Below are 14,776 nucleotides of genomic sequence, written 5' to 3' on the forward strand. Positions count from 1 at the left end.
ACTTGTCTACATAAGCGCTACAAAATTAACGTCAAATACTGTAAAAGGGGAGATTTCGATGTCCAGCAAAACACTGGAGCAATTTCTGAATGCAAACCTGGAAGAGTTAAGGGAAAAAGGGTTATACAATGTCATTGACCCGCTTGAAAGTCCAAACGGCCCTGTCATTAAAATCCATGGAAGGGAGCTTATCAACCTTTCTTCAAACAACTATTTAGGACTGGCAACCGATAATCGCCTTCGTGAGGCCGCCATGAACGCCATTGAAAGATTTGGGGTAGGGGCCGGGGCGGTTAGGACAATAAATGGAACGTTGGAATTGCATGTGAAACTGGAGGAAAAATTAGCCGAATTCAAGGGGACAGAGGCAGCGATTGCCTACCAGTCTGGATTCAACTGTAATATGGCAGCGATTTCAGCCGTCATGGATAAAAACGATGCAATCCTTTCTGATGAGCTGAACCATGCATCAATCATTGATGGTTGCCGCCTATCCCGCGCGAAAATTATCCGTTATAACCATTCCGATATGGAGGATTTGCGCACGAAAGCGAAGGAAGCGAGAGAATCTGGCCTGTACAAAAAATTGATGGTTATCACGGATGGCGTTTTCTCAATGGATGGCGATATTGCGCTGCTGCCTGAAATTGTCGAAATTGCGGAAGAGTACGACTTGATGACATACGTCGATGATGCCCATGGTTCCGGAGTTCTTGGAAAAGGCGCAGGAACCGTAAAGCATTTCGGCCTGCAGGACAAAATTGATTTCCAAATTGGCACACTTTCCAAGGCAATTGGGGTAGTCGGCGGCTATGTTGCTGGAAAACAGAACCTGATTGACTGGCTGAAGGTGAGGAGCCGTCCATTCCTTTTCTCCACATCCCTGACTCCAGCGGATGTTGCAGCATCCATTAAATCAATTGAGATTTTAAGTGAAAGCACTGACCTGAATGAGCGGCTTTGGGAGAATGGCAATTATCTGAAAAAAGGCCTGAAGAATTTGGGCTTTAATATTGGAAATAGCGAAACGCCTATCACTCCTTGCATCATTGGCGAAGAAAAACTCACTCAAGAATTCAGCAAAAAGTTGAATGAGGAAGGCGTCTATGCAAAGTCAATCGTATTCCCTACCGTACCGGCCGGCACAGGGCGGGTCCGAAATATGCCTACTGCTGCTCATACAAAGGAAATGCTTGATAAAGCCATTTCCATCTATGAAAAAGTAGGGAAAGAAATGGGCGTCATCAAGTAAGATTCTTGGGGATGCGATGCAGCTTATGCACGCTGTAACAATGGGGGGAGAACCATGAAACGTATTTTAATTACCGGAGCGCTCGGCCAAATTGGCTCCGAGCTGACTATAAAGCTAAGGGAAGTATATGGCAATGACAATGTCGTTGCAACAGATATTAGAATGAATGAAGAAAATGAAGCCGCGACAGGCGGTCCTTTTGAAATCCTCGATGTTACAGACGGGAACCGGATGGTTGAGATTGCCAAGAAGTACAATGTTGATTCCATCATGCACCTGGCAGCTTTATTGTCCGCGACCGCGGAAGCGAAACCGGTGTTCGCCTGGAACCTGAATATGGGCGGACTGATGAATGCTCTAGAAACAGCTAGGGAAGTGGGTGCCCAATTCTTCACTCCCAGCTCCATTGGCGCTTTTGGCCCGTCGACACCAAAGGATTCAACTCCGCAAGATACGATCATGCGCCCGACGACCATGTATGGGGTAAATAAAGTTGCGGGAGAACTATTATCGGATTATTATCATCAAAAGTTTGGCGTGGATACTCGCGGCGTACGGTTCCCAGGGCTTATTTCATATGTGGCTCCTCCTGGTGGCGGAACGACAGATTATGCTGTTGAAATCTACTACGAAGCGGTTAAAAACAAGAAATATGCTTCCTTTATCGACAAGGGTACCTATATGGATATGATGTATATGCCCGATGCTCTCAATGCGATTGTCAACCTGATGGAAGCCGACCCGGCAAAGCTTATTCACAGGAACTCTTTCAATGTCACCGCGATGAGTTTTGATCCGGAGGAACTGGCTACTGAAATTAAAAAGCATATTCCTGAATTCGAAATTTCCTATGCTGTAGACCCGATCCGCCAAAGGATTGCCGATAGCTGGCCAAATTCAATTGATGCTTCAGCAGCAGCCGAGGAATGGGGCTTTAAGGCGGAGTATGACATAGCCCGTATGACAGCCGACATGCTAGATAAACTAAGCGAAAAATCATAGGATTTATAAAGTAAAAACGGCAAGCCTGAGGCTTGCCGTTTTTACTTGGAGATATAAATCAGTTTTTCTTTTTTTTCAGTTACCGCGCCAACAATGGAGGCTTCCACGAGCCCTAAACCATGGAGGTCAGCAACATAACTCTTTGCCTCGTCTGTAGGCATGGAAACGAGCAATCCCCCAGAAGTAATCGCATCACAGGCAACCAGCTGCTCTTCGAGTGAAAGGCCGTTGTATTCAATGTCTTCCTTTAGCCATGAGTGATTTGATTTGGTCCCGCCGGGTACTACGCCATCCCTTGCAAGTTCAATTGAACCTTCCAAATAAGGAACGCTTCCAAAATCGAACTCCAGGCTCACGAGGCTTCCTCGGGCCATTTCACTGCCATGGCCGAGCAACCCAAAACCGGTCACATCTGTCACCGCATGCGGGTGATAGTCCATAAGTGCCTCGGCAGCTGTTTTGTTCAGCATTGCCATCGTTGCTGTAACCTTTTCTTCCTGTTCCGCCGAAACAGCGCCGCGCTTAATCCCGGTTGTTATAATGCCTACTCCGATTGGTTTTGTTAAAACAAGCGCATCACCAGGAAGAGCACCGACGTTTCTCCATACTTTCTCCGGATGGACTATCCCGGTGACGGAAAGGCCAAACTTTGGTTCCTGATCATCTATAGAATGGCCGCCAACGGTAATAGCCCCTGCTTCTTTCACTTTATCACCGGCGCCGCGGAGAATTTCCGAAAGCATTTCCGCACCAAGCTTCTTGATCGGGTACCCAACAATATTCAGCACCGTTTTTGGGTGGCCTCCCATGGCGTATACGTCGCTCAGGGAATTTGCAGCCGCAATTTGCCCAAACATGTAAGGGTCATCAACTACCGGGGTAAAATAATCAACAGTCTGAATCAATGCGATTGATTCTGTTAACTGGTAGACACCCGCATCATCTGATGTTTCATGCCCAACCAAAAGTTCGGGTACAGGGTCTTGCTTTGGTAATAGGCGCAAAACTTGCGCCAGGTCCTCAGGACCAATTTTGCAGCCTCAACCTGCTTTAGTCGATAAAGAGGTCAGGCGGATTTTTTCCTGTTCGCTCAATTTGTCCACCTCCATACCATAGTATACCTTTTGCTCAGGATTTCCGCACGCAAGCAGATGATTTGCGAATGTTTTTGTGGATATACTAAAATGGCTTTATCAATAATTAGACTTTCCTGGAGGTTTTTGTCATGAAAAGCTTTGAAGTTAAAATCGAATTCTGCATGATGTGAAACTACGCACCAAAAGCCGCGAGTCTCGCGGAGGAGCTTATCACACATTATCGTAGGGATATAAGTAAACTGGAACTCGTACCTGCATCTGGCGGGATTTTCGAGGTAACAGTTAACAGTGAGAAAATTTATTCGAAGGACGAAACAGGACTTTTCCCTAAGACAGATGAAATAATAGGAAAAATGGAATCCAATTGACGAATCGCTCTCTCGCTATGTGCCGGGAGAGCTTTTCTTTTGATCGAATAGTTGATATCCCGGAGCCCTGTTCCGCTAAAAATGATATAATGGAATCAATATTTTACTGTTGAAGGGGTTTTCCGATTGAAACATTTGCTTCGATCCATTCCGCCTGTCCATGAGATCCAGCAGGATAGCCGATTCTATAGCCTTTTGGAAGCAACAGCACTTGACTCCAGCCAGCTCATTAACCATGTCCGGTCTGTCATTGATGAGATCAGGGAATCAATATTATCCGGTTCCTGGAACGGCCCAAATCCTGGGACCACCGCATTTAATGATGATTTTTTTGTGCGTCTTGAAGCAAAAGTAAAAAGGGATTATTCCTATACAATTAAAAAGGTCATTAATGCAACAGGCACCATCCTGCATACAAATTTAGGGAGGGCCAGACTAAGTGAAGAAGCAATCCGCCATGCTGCCGAAGCGGCCGGGAATTATTCGAATCTTGAATATAAACTGGACGAAGGCAAAAGGGGATCAAGGCACAGCCATATTGAAAATCTGCTAAAGGAACTTACCGGAGCGGAGGCGGCAATGGTTGTCAACAACAATGCCGCGGCTGTTTATTTAATCCTTCGGGCTCTTGCCCAAAACAGGGAAGTCATTGTCTCGAGAGGCCAGCTCGTAGAAATTGGCGGTTCCTTCCGGATATCCTCCATTATGGAAGAGAGCGGTGCGAAGCTGGTTGAGATTGGCACAACAAACAAAACGCATCTTTATGATTATGAAAAAGCCTTATCTGATAATACAGCGATGATTATGAAGGTACATACAAGCAATTTTAAAACGATCGGTTTTACAAAAACAGTCGAAACCTTAGAGCTATCAGGACTTGCCGCCCTTCATGAGGATATCATCTATTATGAGGACCTGGGAAGCGGGGCTCTATATGATTTCAGGAAGCATGGGATTGGCGATGAACCCCATGTAAAAGAAGTAATTGAAATGGGTGCGGATATCGTTTCGTTTAGCGGAGATAAGCTGCTGGGCGGTCCGCAGGCAGGGATTATCGCTGGTAGGAAGCATCTGATCGACCAATTGAAAAAACATCAGCTGGCAAGGGTAGTCCGGGTTGATAAAATGACCTTGGGGGCACTTGAAGCCACGCTGCTCGATTATGCCAAGGGTGAAAAGGGAATTATGTCGATCCCGACAATAGCTAACCTGCTGGCCGGCGCAGAAGAACTAAAAGAACGGTCTGAAGCTTTCATTCGGATTCTAATTGCTAAAACACACCAATACACCGCAAAAGCAGTGGGGGCAACAAGCCAGGTAGGCGGCGGTACGATGCCTGATGTAAGCCTGCCGTCCTATGCAGTGGCACTTTCCCACAAATCGCTTACCGCGGAACAGCTTGGCACTAAATTAAGGACGGAGGCTTTGGAGCCGATTGTCGTCCGTATTCAAAATGAAGAGGTTCTCCTTGATTTACGTACCGTTACCCCGCATGAAGAGACGATAATAATTGATTCATTATTACAGTGGTGATTTCTACCTCTATTTACAGTTTTCAAATCCATTCATTTAAGGCCCCTGCATCCCGAATGCAGAGGCTTTTTGCATTACAAATCGTGGTGGGAGTTGTGCTTTTGCCGGGAGTGCTGGCGGTTTTTCACCTTATGCGAACCACTCATCGGCTCAGGCTGGCTCACATTCTGGACATTTTTCGAATTTTGCCTGTTAGGTTTTTTGGCCATTTTCATCCCTCCTTATCTTAGGATGGATTCAGCTGAAAAAACTATCCTGTTGAAGGTTGGAAGTAAGCCCAGTCTTTATCTGTATAATTCATATGAGAGTGCATATTTTAACGGTACACGCTAAACCCATTAAAGGAGTGGACAAGATGCCGTACCATAAAAATAAACAGCAGGCTTTCCAGGCAGCCCAACAGGGGGTCGAAGAGGCTAGGGAGCTTTACTCTGAAATTGTTCGCGACAGCGCAAGCTATGGCCATCAGCTTAAGCACCTGAAAAATGAAGTTAATGAAGCCTATCAGCAAATCGAAAATGCACTTGAGGTCGCTTCCGAAACCCAGAGGGCAATATTGGAAAAGTTCCAAGAGGATTTAAAGTCAATGGTTGAAGAAGTAAACAATTTTCACTGACTTTCTCCACGGGGCAAGCCCGCGTGGTTTTACGGCCAAGTTCTATAACACAAAAAAGCATGCTCGATGCCGGATTTGGGGTAATAAAAAAGTGCCAGGCACTACGGTATTACCCGTGCCTGGCACTTTTTTCGTTCTATTGATTTTTCTTCCTTTTCTTGTTGTTTTGCCTTTCCATTTCAGTCAAAGGCTCGTTGCCCGCCACTTCATTATAGCCCGCGCCCATTCCTTGCGCTTTTGCCGCATTCATCCCTGGTCGGACATGGTTTGCTCTCCGTTTAGCCATTTTTTCACCCCCATTTTATTATTTCCTTAACACTCAATAAGATGTTTTCCTTTTTTGCAATAATGTTTTTGCCGCAAATTAGGGAAGCAGCCTTGAATAAACCCCGCTATAGCAATAAAATAGCTTTCACTTTTATATACGATAAGTAAAACTTATTATATTTTATAACTTTCCGGTAATTTACTCTTTAACTTGGCTGTATTACGATAATAGTGTGAGAAGGTCTGGATGGATTAGAATAATTCAAACCTTTCGACATTTATAATTTTTTCCTATATTATTGTGTTGATGAAATGAAGGGGGTAGTACCTTTGGCGAAAAATGACGTATTCAATGCCCGTTCTTCATTTGAAGCAAACGGTAAACGTTATCATTATTACCGTCTTGCGGCACTTGAAGAAGCTGGGGCAGGCAATGTCTCTAGGCTGCCGTATTCAATTAAAGTTTTATTGGAGTCCGTCCTTAGGCAATATGATGGACGTGTAATCACAAAAGAGCATGTTGAAAACCTCTCAAAATGGGGGACTAGTGAAGTACGGGAAGTGGATGTTCCATTCAAACCGTCCCGTGTAATCCTCCAAGATTTCACAGGAGTACCAGTTGTCGTTGACCTTGCGTCACTCAGGAAAGCAGTTGCGGATCTCGGCGGCGACCCGGATACAATCAATCCGGAAAAAACCGTAGACCTAGTCATTGACCACTCCGTCCAGGTTGATCAGTACGGCAATCCAGGATCCCTTGAAGCAAACATGGTTCTCGAGTTTGAAAGGAACGCCGAACGCTATCAGTTCCTTAACTGGGCCCAGAAAGCATTCAATAACTACCGCGCGGTTCCGCCGGCAACCGGAATCGTCCACCAGGTAAACCTGGAATTCCTTGCGGATGTCGTTCATGTTGCTGAGAATGGGGAAGGGGAGCTTGAAGCATTTCCGGATACCCTTGTGGGAACCGACTCCCATACTACAATGATCAACGGCCTTGGAGTACTAGGATGGGGGGTTGGCGGTATTGAAGCCGAAGCGGGCATGCTTGGACAGCCATCTTATTTTCCAGTACCAGAGGTTGTCGGCGTAAAGCTTGTTGGCTCGCTTCCTGATGGTGCGACAGCAACAGACCTTGCCTTAAAAGTTACCCAGGTATTACGCAGCAAAGGCGTTGTTGGCAAATTTGTCGAATTCTTCGGCCCCGGGGTTTCACAGCTTCCATTGGCAGACCGGGCGACAATTGCAAACATGGCACCAGAATATGGCGCGACCTGCGGATTCTTCCCAATCGACGATGAATCCCTAGAGTACCTTCGTTTAACTGGGCGTAAAGAAGAACAGGTCCAGGTTGTTGAAGCATATTGCAAGGCAAATGGATTGTTCTTTAATCCTGATTTTGATCCAGTTTATACAGAAATCGTTGAAATCGATCTTTCCATTATCGAAGCGAACCTGTCCGGCCCTAAGCGCCCGCAGGACTTGATTCCACTTTCAAAAATGAAGGAAGAATTTGTTAAGGCTGTTAGTGCGCCTCAGGGTAACCAGGGGTTTGGCTTGAAGGAAAAAGAACTTGGCAAAGAAGTCCAGGTAACCTTCCACAACGGTGACCAAACCGCTATGAAAACTGGCGCCGTGGCCATTGCCGCTATTACGAGCTGTACAAATACTTCGAACCCTTACGTGCTAGTTGGGGCGGGGCTTGTTGCGAAGAAAGCCGTTGAACTTGGCATGGAAGTACCGAAATTCGTTAAAACATCGCTTGCGCCGGGCTCAAAGGTCGTTACTGGCTATCTGCGCGATTCCGGTTTGCTTCCGTACCTTGAACAGCTTGGTTTCAACCTGGTCGGTTACGGGTGTACGACCTGTATCGGTAACTCCGGCCCATTGCGTGAAGAAATCGAAAAAGCTGTAGCGGAAAACGATCTCCTAGTAACCTCTGTCCTTTCCGGAAACCGAAACTTTGAAGGTCGTATTCATCCACTTGTTAAAGGGAATTATCTGGCATCTCCTCCATTGGTTGTTGCCTATGCCCTTGCGGGGAATGTGAACGTTGACCTCCTAACTGAGCCGGTCGGAAAAGACAGGAATGGAAACGATGTTTTCTTCCAGGATATTTGGCCATCCACAACCGAAGTAAACGAGGTTGTCAAACGGACTGTCACTCCTGAACTATTCAGGAGGGAATACGAAAATGTCTTCAGCGACAATGAGCGCTGGAATGAAATCAAAACTAGCAACGAACCTTTGTACACATGGGATACCGACTCGACCTATATCCAGAATCCGCCTTATTTTGAAGGCCTTTCTCCGGAACCTGGCCTAGTCGAGCCGCTTAATGGGCTGAAGGTTATCGCGAAATTCGGCGACTCCGTTACAACGGATCATATTTCTCCAGCCGGCGCGATTGGAAAAGATACTCCTGCGGGCAAATACCTGCGTGAAAAAGGCGTTGAGCCACGTGACTTTAACTCTTACGGTTCGCGCCGAGGAAACCATGAAGTCATGATGCGAGGTACTTTTGCGAATATCCGCATCCGCAACCAAATCGCACCTGGTACAGAAGGCGGCTTCACAACTTTCTGGCCAACAGGGGAAGTTACAACGATTTATGATGCGTGCATGAAATACAAGGAAGAAGGCACAGGCCTTGTTGTTATTGCCGGCAAGGACTATGGAATGGGCTCTTCCCGTGACTGGGCTGCCAAAGGAACCAACCTGCTTGGCATCAAGACTGTCATTGCCGAAAGCTTCGAGCGTATCCACCGTTCAAACCTTGTCATGATGGGTGTCCTTCCATTGCAATTCAAGGAAGGCGAAAATGCTGAAACACTCGGCCTTTCAGGAAAAGAAACAATTACTGTCCATGTTGATGAGAGCGTCCGCCCAAGAGACCTTCTCAAAGTGACAGCTGTCGATGAAGGCGGCAATACAACCGAATTCGAAGTGCTTGTCCGCTTTGATTCCGAGGTAGAGATTGATTACTACCGCCATGGAGGCATCCTTCCAATGGTGCTCCGTGAAAAGCTGAAAGCATAATAGCCGGAAAATAAAACACCATGTGGCCATTTCGCCGCATGGTGTTTTTTAATCTATCGTTTGTTATTCCATTCATTGATTAGCTGTTGTTCTTTTTCAAAAGAGAGGCCAGCTTTCAAATTCTCCCCATTTCTTGATTGGTCCCACAGATAAGTATCTTCAATGGTTTTTTCAAGAGGGCTGAAAGAAAGACCCGCTTTCAAAGCCCTCTCAATATTAAAAGAAAAAGCGCCTTTCAGCGGTTTGTCCCCGGCTGCTGGTTCTTCCGGCAGCCAAAGTGGCATTTCCGTCCAGGGAGCTATCTTTCGTTCCAATAGGAAGGACTCATCAACCCAATCGAATTCAGCATCACTGCCTGTAACTTTTTTAATAGCCTGCAAAAAAGCTCCCATTTCCAACGGTTGTTTGGGGCCTGTTGCATTATAAGTACCGCTTTGATTCTGCTCGATCATGAAGAGAATCCATTTCGCAAGATCCCTTGAATCAATAAACTGAATTCGCCTTTTTGGATTTCCAGGCGCGAGTACTTTTCCACCGCGAGCCACCCGGTTCACCCAATAAGTAAACCTGTCGGAATAATCATCTGGTCCAACAAGGAGCCCAGCGCGAACATTCAGGACACGGCCGGGCATGTTTTTTTCGGCCTCATGCTCGCAAAGTGTTTTAAATTCGCCGTAGTATTCCATTAATGGGCCATTGACTCCATTGGAAAGCTCATCTGCCCGTTCTGGGTCCATTTCAAGTAATGGTCCCGATTCATCCATATTTTGAATTCCCCAGTCTTTGTAGACTGAGATACTAGAAATGAACGTGTAGTGCGCGGTATTACCGCCAAGGACCTCAGTCGACTTTCTTACCGTAGAAGGGACATATCCACTTGTATCCAGAACAGCATCCCAAACCCTGCCCTTTAGGGGATCCAATTCTCCAAACCTGTCACCAATGATAACTTCTACATTTTCAAGCGCGCCATTTTGGCTGCCTCTGTTAAAAACAGATACTTGATGATTACGTTTTAAAGCCTCTTCAACAAACGCTTTGCCTAGAAAACGGCTTCCACCGAGAACCAAAATTTTCACTCTTGAACCCCCTTTTTTTCTTGATTTTAACAGGAAAGAAACAAACAGCATATCGATTTGCCTGAAAATTTCAGCAAATTGTCAATTTACATGGTACGATTGCAATAGGAGCAACATTTGTCACATTATCGGCATTATTTTTCCATCAAGTATGTATATTTCCTCACTGTTAATAGTGTAAAATCGGAATAGAGAAAAAAGGAGGGGCGCAAATGGCAAAAAAGTGGATTGCAGGCATTTTTCTTTTAGCATTATTGGCCATTGCGATTGTCCAGGCGCTTGATACAAAAGAGGAACCAAAGGAAATAAGTGAAGCAGTGGCAAGCGGGTTAAAGGAAGGGGCTAAAGCACCCGACTTTGAGCTTAAGACTTTGTCAGGCGAAAATATACAGCTATCAAGCCTCAAGGGTAAAAAAGTTATGCTAAATTTCTGGGCAACCTGGTGCGGACCCTGTAAAGCGGAAATGCCGGCGATGCAGCAGCTTTCAACAGAAGTGGACAGTGACGTCGCCATTCTGGCTGTCAATATCGATCCTCATATGAATGTACAGGAATTTGTCGACCAAAATGGGATTACCTTTCCAATCCTTCTTGATGAGGAAGATGAAGTAAACGCAATGTATAAAATCATATCAATTCCTACTACTTTTTTTATTGACAGCGAAGGAATTATTCAGGATAAATTTATCGGTGCCATGCCGCACGATGCCATGGTCCAGTATATTGAAGATTTGAACTAACAAATTGGCCATCAGGGGAACCTGGTGGCTTTGAATTTTTACAAATCGTTAATTTTTCGATTAAATTTTCAAAAAGTTGTAATAATTGCAACCGTTTGCGGGCATACTTACTGTTAGAATAGTAACTAAGGGAAGGTGATACCATGCGAAAGCCTCGTAAACGCTCATTTGCTGAACTTGTTAACGAAAACAAAAACCAAATTTTAAAAGACGAAGCGGCAATGGAAAAAATCGAGCGGCGCCTGGAAGCAAAACGTTTAGGCAAAGCTGAATAGCACATAGTTTTCCAATCATGAAATGATGTCTCCTGGTAAAGATAAAAGCAGGAGGGATGATCATGGGAAATCCAAAGAAACACAGCAAGCATTATGTTCCGAGCCACCTTGGTACACAGCCAAGAGGATTCAGCGGGAACAATGGCAAGAAAATGCAGGATAAATCCGGGCAGCATGCCCAGGTAATTCAGACTAAGGGCGAATAGGGCGTCTATCAACTACTTTGCCAAATTCGCCTTCCAAATCCAATACATTTCAAAAGCCCGGTTTCCCCGGGCTTTTTGCGTACCTGTTTTTTTGCTCATATTTTTCCGCGGGCTGCCCATCCTAAAAAGGTAAGAAGGATTTGATAAGGAGGAAGAACCATGCCATTTGGGAATAAACCAAAACCGGATGACCGGAGCGACAATGTTGAGAAGCTTCAAGAAATGATCCATAACACCATCGAAAATATGGAGCGAGCAGAGGAAACAATGGCGCTTAGCGACAGTGAGGAAACAAGGCGGCAGGTTGAGGAGAAAAACGATCGCAGGCAGGAAAGCATAGAAGCAATGCGCGCCGAAATTAAGGACGAAGCACGCGCGAACGGGCAAAACATGGAATAATGGTTGGGAGGACTTGTTGAATCACAAGTCCTCCTTTCAATTTTAATATTGTTATCCTTTCATAAACCGGGCATGAACATCGCGATGGCCATGCCGGTATGGTACCATAGTAAAAAAAGAAACATTGTTTTTAGGAAATGGGGATGCAGAATGTTAATCAGCGAGACAGCCATTGAAGTAAGATATGCAGAAACCGACCAAATGGGGGTAGTCTACCATGCGAACTATCTGGTCTGGATGGAACTTGGGAGGACAAGCTTCATTAGGGAGTTGGGCTATAGTTATGCCAAAATGGAGGAAGACGGAATCATTTCTCCTGTTATCGATATCCAGGCATCATATAAAAAATCAATGCGCTATGGCGAAACAGCAACCATTAAAACATGGGTGGAACATTACGACGGATTCAGGGTAAAATACGGCTATGAAATCCAAAATGAAGCAGGAGAACTGTCTGTCTCCGGCTATTCTGTCCATGTATGTGTAAAAAAGGAAAACTTCCGTCCAATTTCAATAAAGAGGATGTACCCTGACTGGCATGAATCCTACCAAAAGGCTGCAAAAAAAGCAGATTAGTCAGGGGGAGAGCGAGTGGCTTTTGGCATTAAGAAAAAAGATATTGCTGAATGGAAACGGAAAATTGACAGGGGCGAGATTGCTTTTTTGACCCATTATTGGCTTGATGACCGATTCCCTGGCTGTGATACAGTGACGAAGGCCGGATGCCATGATATAGAAAAGCTTATTAAGTGGGGCAAGAAATATGGCTTACAAAAGGAATGGATCCACCACCGGCCAGACGGGTATTCGCATTTTGATCTGATTGGCGAGAGGCAAAAGGAAATTTTGCTTGCGGAAGGGCTATACGAGCATATATGGGATAAAAACGGCGGCCGGTAAAATGGCCGCCTCTTTCTATTAAACATAATGGAAGACAGGTTCCTGGAGCTTTTCATCAAAATCGATTTCTACATTCTTTCCGTCAAAATACCATAAGTCCTTTTCTTCTATATAAAATATTAAACCCTTGCTTTCCGTACTTGCAGCAGGATCCATTGGCTCTTCAGAGTCAACCCCGAGGGAAAACCCTTTTTGGAGCTGGCTGAAGCCTCCATAACGGACAAAAAAACGAATATGGGTGCCTTCGCTGGCTTCAAATTCATCCTTGTACCACTGCGCCGCTTTGTTGCTTACCTGTAAATTCATCTTGCTGCCTCCTTCAAGGTTGCCTTCCATCCTTAAAGATGGATTTCTCCGGTTAAACTGGCCAATTTAGCATCATTCTCCCAAGGGGATTAATGCAACATCCGATAAAAGCTGAAAAATGCTCTGCTCTTTTATTATTTACCAAAACAGGGTTGAAAGCAAAAATAACAGCCTTGAATTTAACTCTTAGCGGAGCCATTGATACATATGGTTAAGTGTTTCAGCATTCATTTTTTGAGCATTTGGTATGGCATATTGGCCAGCCTTTTCAAAAGGGACCACCCTGAAATCACGGCGGTTCTTCCTATAAACGAAGGTCGGGTAAAACAAAGGATCTTCTACTTCGACACTCGTTCCTTTTTCGGTTATTGTTTTCGTAAGCTTTAATGTTACAAGGCCCCCGATATCCTTAAAGTCGCCAATTTGCGCCGATATGAAGTTTCCCAGGGAGTAGACAACAAACGTTTTCTTTCCGCCTTGCCCTTTAATCCACTCCATCGGCTGGAGCACGTGTGGATGGGAACCAAAAATGATATCGACTCCTTCGCCCGCAAGGAACTTGGCCAGATTCTTTTGTACTTCGGACGGAAAGCGCTGGTATTCGTTCCCCCAATGAATGCTTACAACAACTGCATCGCTATCCTTCCGAGCTCTTGCTATATCCTTTTTCATTAAGTCTTTGTCAATCAGATTGACCGCGTATTCCTTTCCCGCAGGGATGGGAATACCATTCGTCCCGTAGGTGTACGATAAGAAGGCGAGCCGGATTCCATTCCGTGTAAGTAAAACAATCCTATTCCTGCTTTCCTGGCTTTCTGCGGTGCCAGTGAAAGGGAGCCCAATTTTTTTAAAATGGGCAATTTGTGTTTCAACGCCACGGAAACCTTTATCAAGGGAATGATTGTTGGCGGTCGACACTATATCAACTCCAGCATCCATCACTGCATCAGACAGTTCAAAAGGGCTGTTGAAGGACGGATAGCTGGAAATCCCCAGTCCAGTTCCGCCGACCAGGCTTTCCTGGTTTGCTGTCAGGATATCAGGAGCATGCAGCATTCCATTGACAGGCTCGAACATCGGATGAAAATCATATCCCTTCGCCGTTTTTGCATCCTCATATACAAGGTCGTGAATCAATATATCGCCAATCGCCCCAATGGTAGCTGTTTCTACTAACTTTTTGCCCCCGCCCACGTACTGCCTTTCTTTATGGGGCTGAGGAGCCGGCCTGGTTTCAGGCTTTGAATCATTTGAGCAGGCGGATAATAAAAGAATCGAGATGATTCCTGCCGCTGCAATTTTTCTATATAACCGGAATTCCATCATGGGAAGTCCTCCTATGAGCAATTTGTTTTCTTTGTAACACACAGTGAATTATTATAAGTGTTAGTTTCCACCATTTCACTTGTTTTTTTCAAAATAAAGCCAAAAAGTTAAAATATCTTCCAACGGGGTGATAAAAATGTTCACAATTACGGAACCCGCTTACCAAACCATTTCCAGGTCTCTCGAGAACGAAACCCTATCTAAAGGGGAAAAATTATACATCCGCCTGACAATGGGGATTGGATGAGGCGGCCCAAAGCTTAATCTGTCTCTGGAAGAGCAGAAGTTAAAGGATGATCATGAATTTATTTTTAATGAGTTAACTATCTTAATTCATGAAAACGACCTCGTTTATTTCAATAACACTAAAC

17 protein-coding genes and 1 pseudogene are annotated in these 14,776 nt (G+C 45.1%); 12 read left to right on the top strand and 6 right to left on the bottom strand.

The window, feature by feature from the left end:
- Positions 1-58 precede the first annotated feature (58 nt).
- Both AR337_RS03655 and AR337_RS03660 read left to right on the top strand, forming a co-directional pair.
- Positions 59-1,252 (top strand): glycine C-acetyltransferase, encoded by a 1,194-nt coding sequence (locus AR337_RS03655; protein WP_059170638.1) that lies wholly within the window; start codon positions 59-61, stop codon positions 1,250-1,252.
- A gap of 54 nt (positions 1,253-1,306) precedes the next feature.
- Positions 1,307-2,254, top strand: coding sequence for an L-threonine 3-dehydrogenase (locus AR337_RS03660; protein ID WP_059170639.1), 948 nt, complete (start codon positions 1,307-1,309; stop codon positions 2,252-2,254).
- Positions 2,255-2,295: 41 nt separating this feature from the next.
- Here the strand turns inward: AR337_RS03660 and selD are convergent, their stop codons facing one another.
- Positions 2,296-3,357 carry a selenide, water dikinase SelD gene (selD, locus tag AR337_RS03665; RefSeq protein ID WP_253701498.1) on the bottom strand — a complete coding sequence of 354 codons (1,062 nt, stop codon included), beginning with the start codon at positions 3,355-3,357 and terminating at the stop codon, positions 2,296-2,298.
- 176 nt (positions 3,358-3,533) lie between these two features.
- On the opposite strand from selD, the pseudogene AR337_RS24005 reads away from it, so the two are divergent.
- Together AR337_RS24005 and selA are read left to right on the top strand one after the other, a co-directional pair.
- A pseudogene (locus tag AR337_RS24005) lies at positions 3,534-3,719 on the top strand (Rdx family protein); the annotation flags it as partial.
- Between the two features lie 126 nt (positions 3,720-3,845).
- A complete protein-coding gene (gene selA / locus AR337_RS03670) occupies positions 3,846-5,252 on the top strand; it encodes an L-seryl-tRNA(Sec) selenium transferase (protein WP_059170641.1) in 1,407 nt (468 codons plus the stop codon).
- Between the two features lie 74 nt (positions 5,253-5,326).
- Here selA and AR337_RS22565 read toward each other — a convergent pair whose 3' ends face one another.
- Positions 5,327-5,461, bottom strand: a complete 135-nt coding sequence (locus AR337_RS22565; RefSeq protein ID WP_082686818.1) for a small acid-soluble spore protein P — start codon at positions 5,459-5,461, stop codon at positions 5,327-5,329.
- A 146-nt stretch (positions 5,462-5,607) separates the two neighbouring features.
- Between AR337_RS22565 and AR337_RS03675 the strand changes: the two genes are divergently transcribed.
- The gene (locus AR337_RS03675) at positions 5,608-5,868 is read left to right on the top strand and encodes a hypothetical protein (RefSeq protein ID WP_059170642.1); all 261 of its coding nucleotides are present in this window, start codon (positions 5,608-5,610) and stop codon (positions 5,866-5,868) included.
- 136 nt (positions 5,869-6,004) lie between these two features.
- On the opposite strand, the gene sspO is transcribed toward AR337_RS03675, so the two are convergent.
- A complete protein-coding gene (gene sspO / locus AR337_RS03680; RefSeq protein WP_059170643.1) occupies positions 6,005-6,154 on the bottom strand; it encodes a small acid-soluble spore protein O in 150 nt (49 codons plus the stop codon).
- A 293-nt stretch (positions 6,155-6,447) separates the two neighbouring features.
- On the opposite strand from sspO, the gene acnA reads away from it, so the two are divergent.
- The gene (acnA, locus tag AR337_RS03685) at positions 6,448-9,174 is read left to right on the top strand and encodes an aconitate hydratase AcnA (RefSeq protein ID WP_172797494.1); all 2,727 of its coding nucleotides are present in this window, start codon (positions 6,448-6,450) and stop codon (positions 9,172-9,174) included.
- A 53-nt stretch (positions 9,175-9,227) separates the two neighbouring features.
- On the opposite strand, the gene AR337_RS03690 is transcribed toward acnA, so the two are convergent.
- Positions 9,228-10,253, bottom strand: coding sequence for an NAD-dependent epimerase/dehydratase family protein (locus AR337_RS03690; RefSeq protein WP_059170645.1), 1,026 nt, complete (start codon positions 10,251-10,253; stop codon positions 9,228-9,230).
- Between the two features lie 212 nt (positions 10,254-10,465).
- On the opposite strand from AR337_RS03690, the gene AR337_RS03695 reads away from it, so the two are divergent.
- The 6 genes from AR337_RS03695 (at position 10,466) to AR337_RS03720 (ending at position 12,773) form a co-directional block, all read left to right on the top strand.
- Complete coding sequence (locus AR337_RS03695) at positions 10,466-10,993, top strand: redoxin domain-containing protein (RefSeq protein WP_059170646.1); 528 nt, start codon at positions 10,466-10,468, stop codon at positions 10,991-10,993.
- Positions 10,994-11,136: 143 nt separating this feature from the next.
- Complete coding sequence (locus AR337_RS03700) at positions 11,137-11,268, top strand: FbpB family small basic protein (protein WP_059170647.1); 132 nt, start codon at positions 11,137-11,139, stop codon at positions 11,266-11,268.
- Positions 11,269-11,330: 62 nt separating this feature from the next.
- Positions 11,331-11,474: an acid-soluble spore protein N gene (locus AR337_RS03705; RefSeq protein WP_059170648.1), complete on the top strand. Its 144-nt coding sequence runs from the start codon at positions 11,331-11,333 to the stop codon at positions 11,472-11,474.
- Positions 11,475-11,633: 159 nt separating this feature from the next.
- Complete coding sequence (gene tlp / locus AR337_RS03710) at positions 11,634-11,873, top strand: small acid-soluble spore protein Tlp (RefSeq protein ID WP_059170649.1); 240 nt, start codon at positions 11,634-11,636, stop codon at positions 11,871-11,873.
- Between the two features lie 150 nt (positions 11,874-12,023).
- On the top strand, positions 12,024-12,449 hold the full coding sequence (locus AR337_RS03715; protein ID WP_059170843.1) for a thioesterase family protein: 426 nt from the start codon (positions 12,024-12,026) through the stop codon (positions 12,447-12,449).
- A 15-nt stretch (positions 12,450-12,464) separates the two neighbouring features.
- Entirely contained in the window at positions 12,465-12,773 is a 309-nt protein-coding gene (locus AR337_RS03720; RefSeq protein WP_059170650.1) for a hypothetical protein, read from the top strand.
- 18 nt (positions 12,774-12,791) lie between these two features.
- Here AR337_RS03720 and AR337_RS03725 read toward each other — a convergent pair whose 3' ends face one another.
- Positions 12,792-13,079 carry a HesB/YadR/YfhF family protein gene (locus AR337_RS03725; RefSeq protein WP_059170651.1) on the bottom strand — a complete coding sequence of 96 codons (288 nt, stop codon included), beginning with the start codon at positions 13,077-13,079 and terminating at the stop codon, positions 12,792-12,794.
- A gap of 186 nt (positions 13,080-13,265) precedes the next feature.
- Positions 13,266-14,405 (bottom strand): CapA family protein, encoded by a 1,140-nt coding sequence (locus AR337_RS03730; RefSeq protein ID WP_156424299.1) that lies wholly within the window; start codon positions 14,403-14,405, stop codon positions 13,266-13,268.
- Positions 14,406-14,776 lie beyond the last annotated feature (371 nt).

Origin of the sequence: Bacillus sp. FJAT-27445 (assembly GCF_001510665.1) — a bacterium.
In the GTDB taxonomy this organism is placed as follows: Bacteria; Bacillota; Bacilli; order Bacillales; family Cytobacillaceae; genus Bacillus_D.

Excerpts from the sequence above, each read along its gene's own strand:
- AR337_RS03655 (WP_059170638.1), top strand. The coding sequence starts at position 59 with ATGTCCAGCAAAACACTGGAGCAATTTCTGAATGCAAACCTGGAAGAG.
- AR337_RS03660 (WP_059170639.1), top strand. The coding sequence starts at position 1,307 with ATGAAACGTATTTTAATTACCGGAGCGCTCGGCCAAATTGGCTCCGAG.
- AR337_RS22565 (WP_082686818.1), bottom strand. The coding sequence starts at position 5,461 with ATGGCCAAAAAACCTAACAGGCAAAATTCGAAAAATGTCCAGAATGTG.
- AR337_RS03675 (WP_059170642.1), top strand. The coding sequence starts at position 5,608 with ATGCCGTACCATAAAAATAAACAGCAGGCTTTCCAGGCAGCCCAACAG.
- sspO (WP_059170643.1), bottom strand. The coding sequence starts at position 6,154 with ATGGCTAAACGGAGAGCAAACCATGTCCGACCAGGGATGAATGCGGCA.
- acnA (WP_172797494.1), top strand. The coding sequence starts at position 6,448 with ATGAAGGGGGTAGTACCTTTGGCGAAAAATGACGTATTCAATGCCCGT.
- AR337_RS03695 (WP_059170646.1), top strand. The coding sequence starts at position 10,466 with ATGGCAAAAAAGTGGATTGCAGGCATTTTTCTTTTAGCATTATTGGCC.
- AR337_RS03700 (WP_059170647.1), top strand. The coding sequence starts at position 11,137 with ATGCGAAAGCCTCGTAAACGCTCATTTGCTGAACTTGTTAACGAAAAC.
- AR337_RS03705 (WP_059170648.1), top strand. The coding sequence starts at position 11,331 with ATGGGAAATCCAAAGAAACACAGCAAGCATTATGTTCCGAGCCACCTT.
- tlp (WP_059170649.1), top strand. The coding sequence starts at position 11,634 with ATGCCATTTGGGAATAAACCAAAACCGGATGACCGGAGCGACAATGTT.
- AR337_RS03715 (WP_059170843.1), top strand. The coding sequence starts at position 12,024 with ATGTTAATCAGCGAGACAGCCATTGAAGTAAGATATGCAGAAACCGAC.
- AR337_RS03725 (WP_059170651.1), bottom strand. The coding sequence starts at position 13,079 with ATGAATTTACAGGTAAGCAACAAAGCGGCGCAGTGGTACAAGGATGAA.
- AR337_RS03730 (WP_156424299.1), bottom strand. The coding sequence starts at position 14,405 with ATGATGGAATTCCGGTTATATAGAAAAATTGCAGCGGCAGGAATCATC.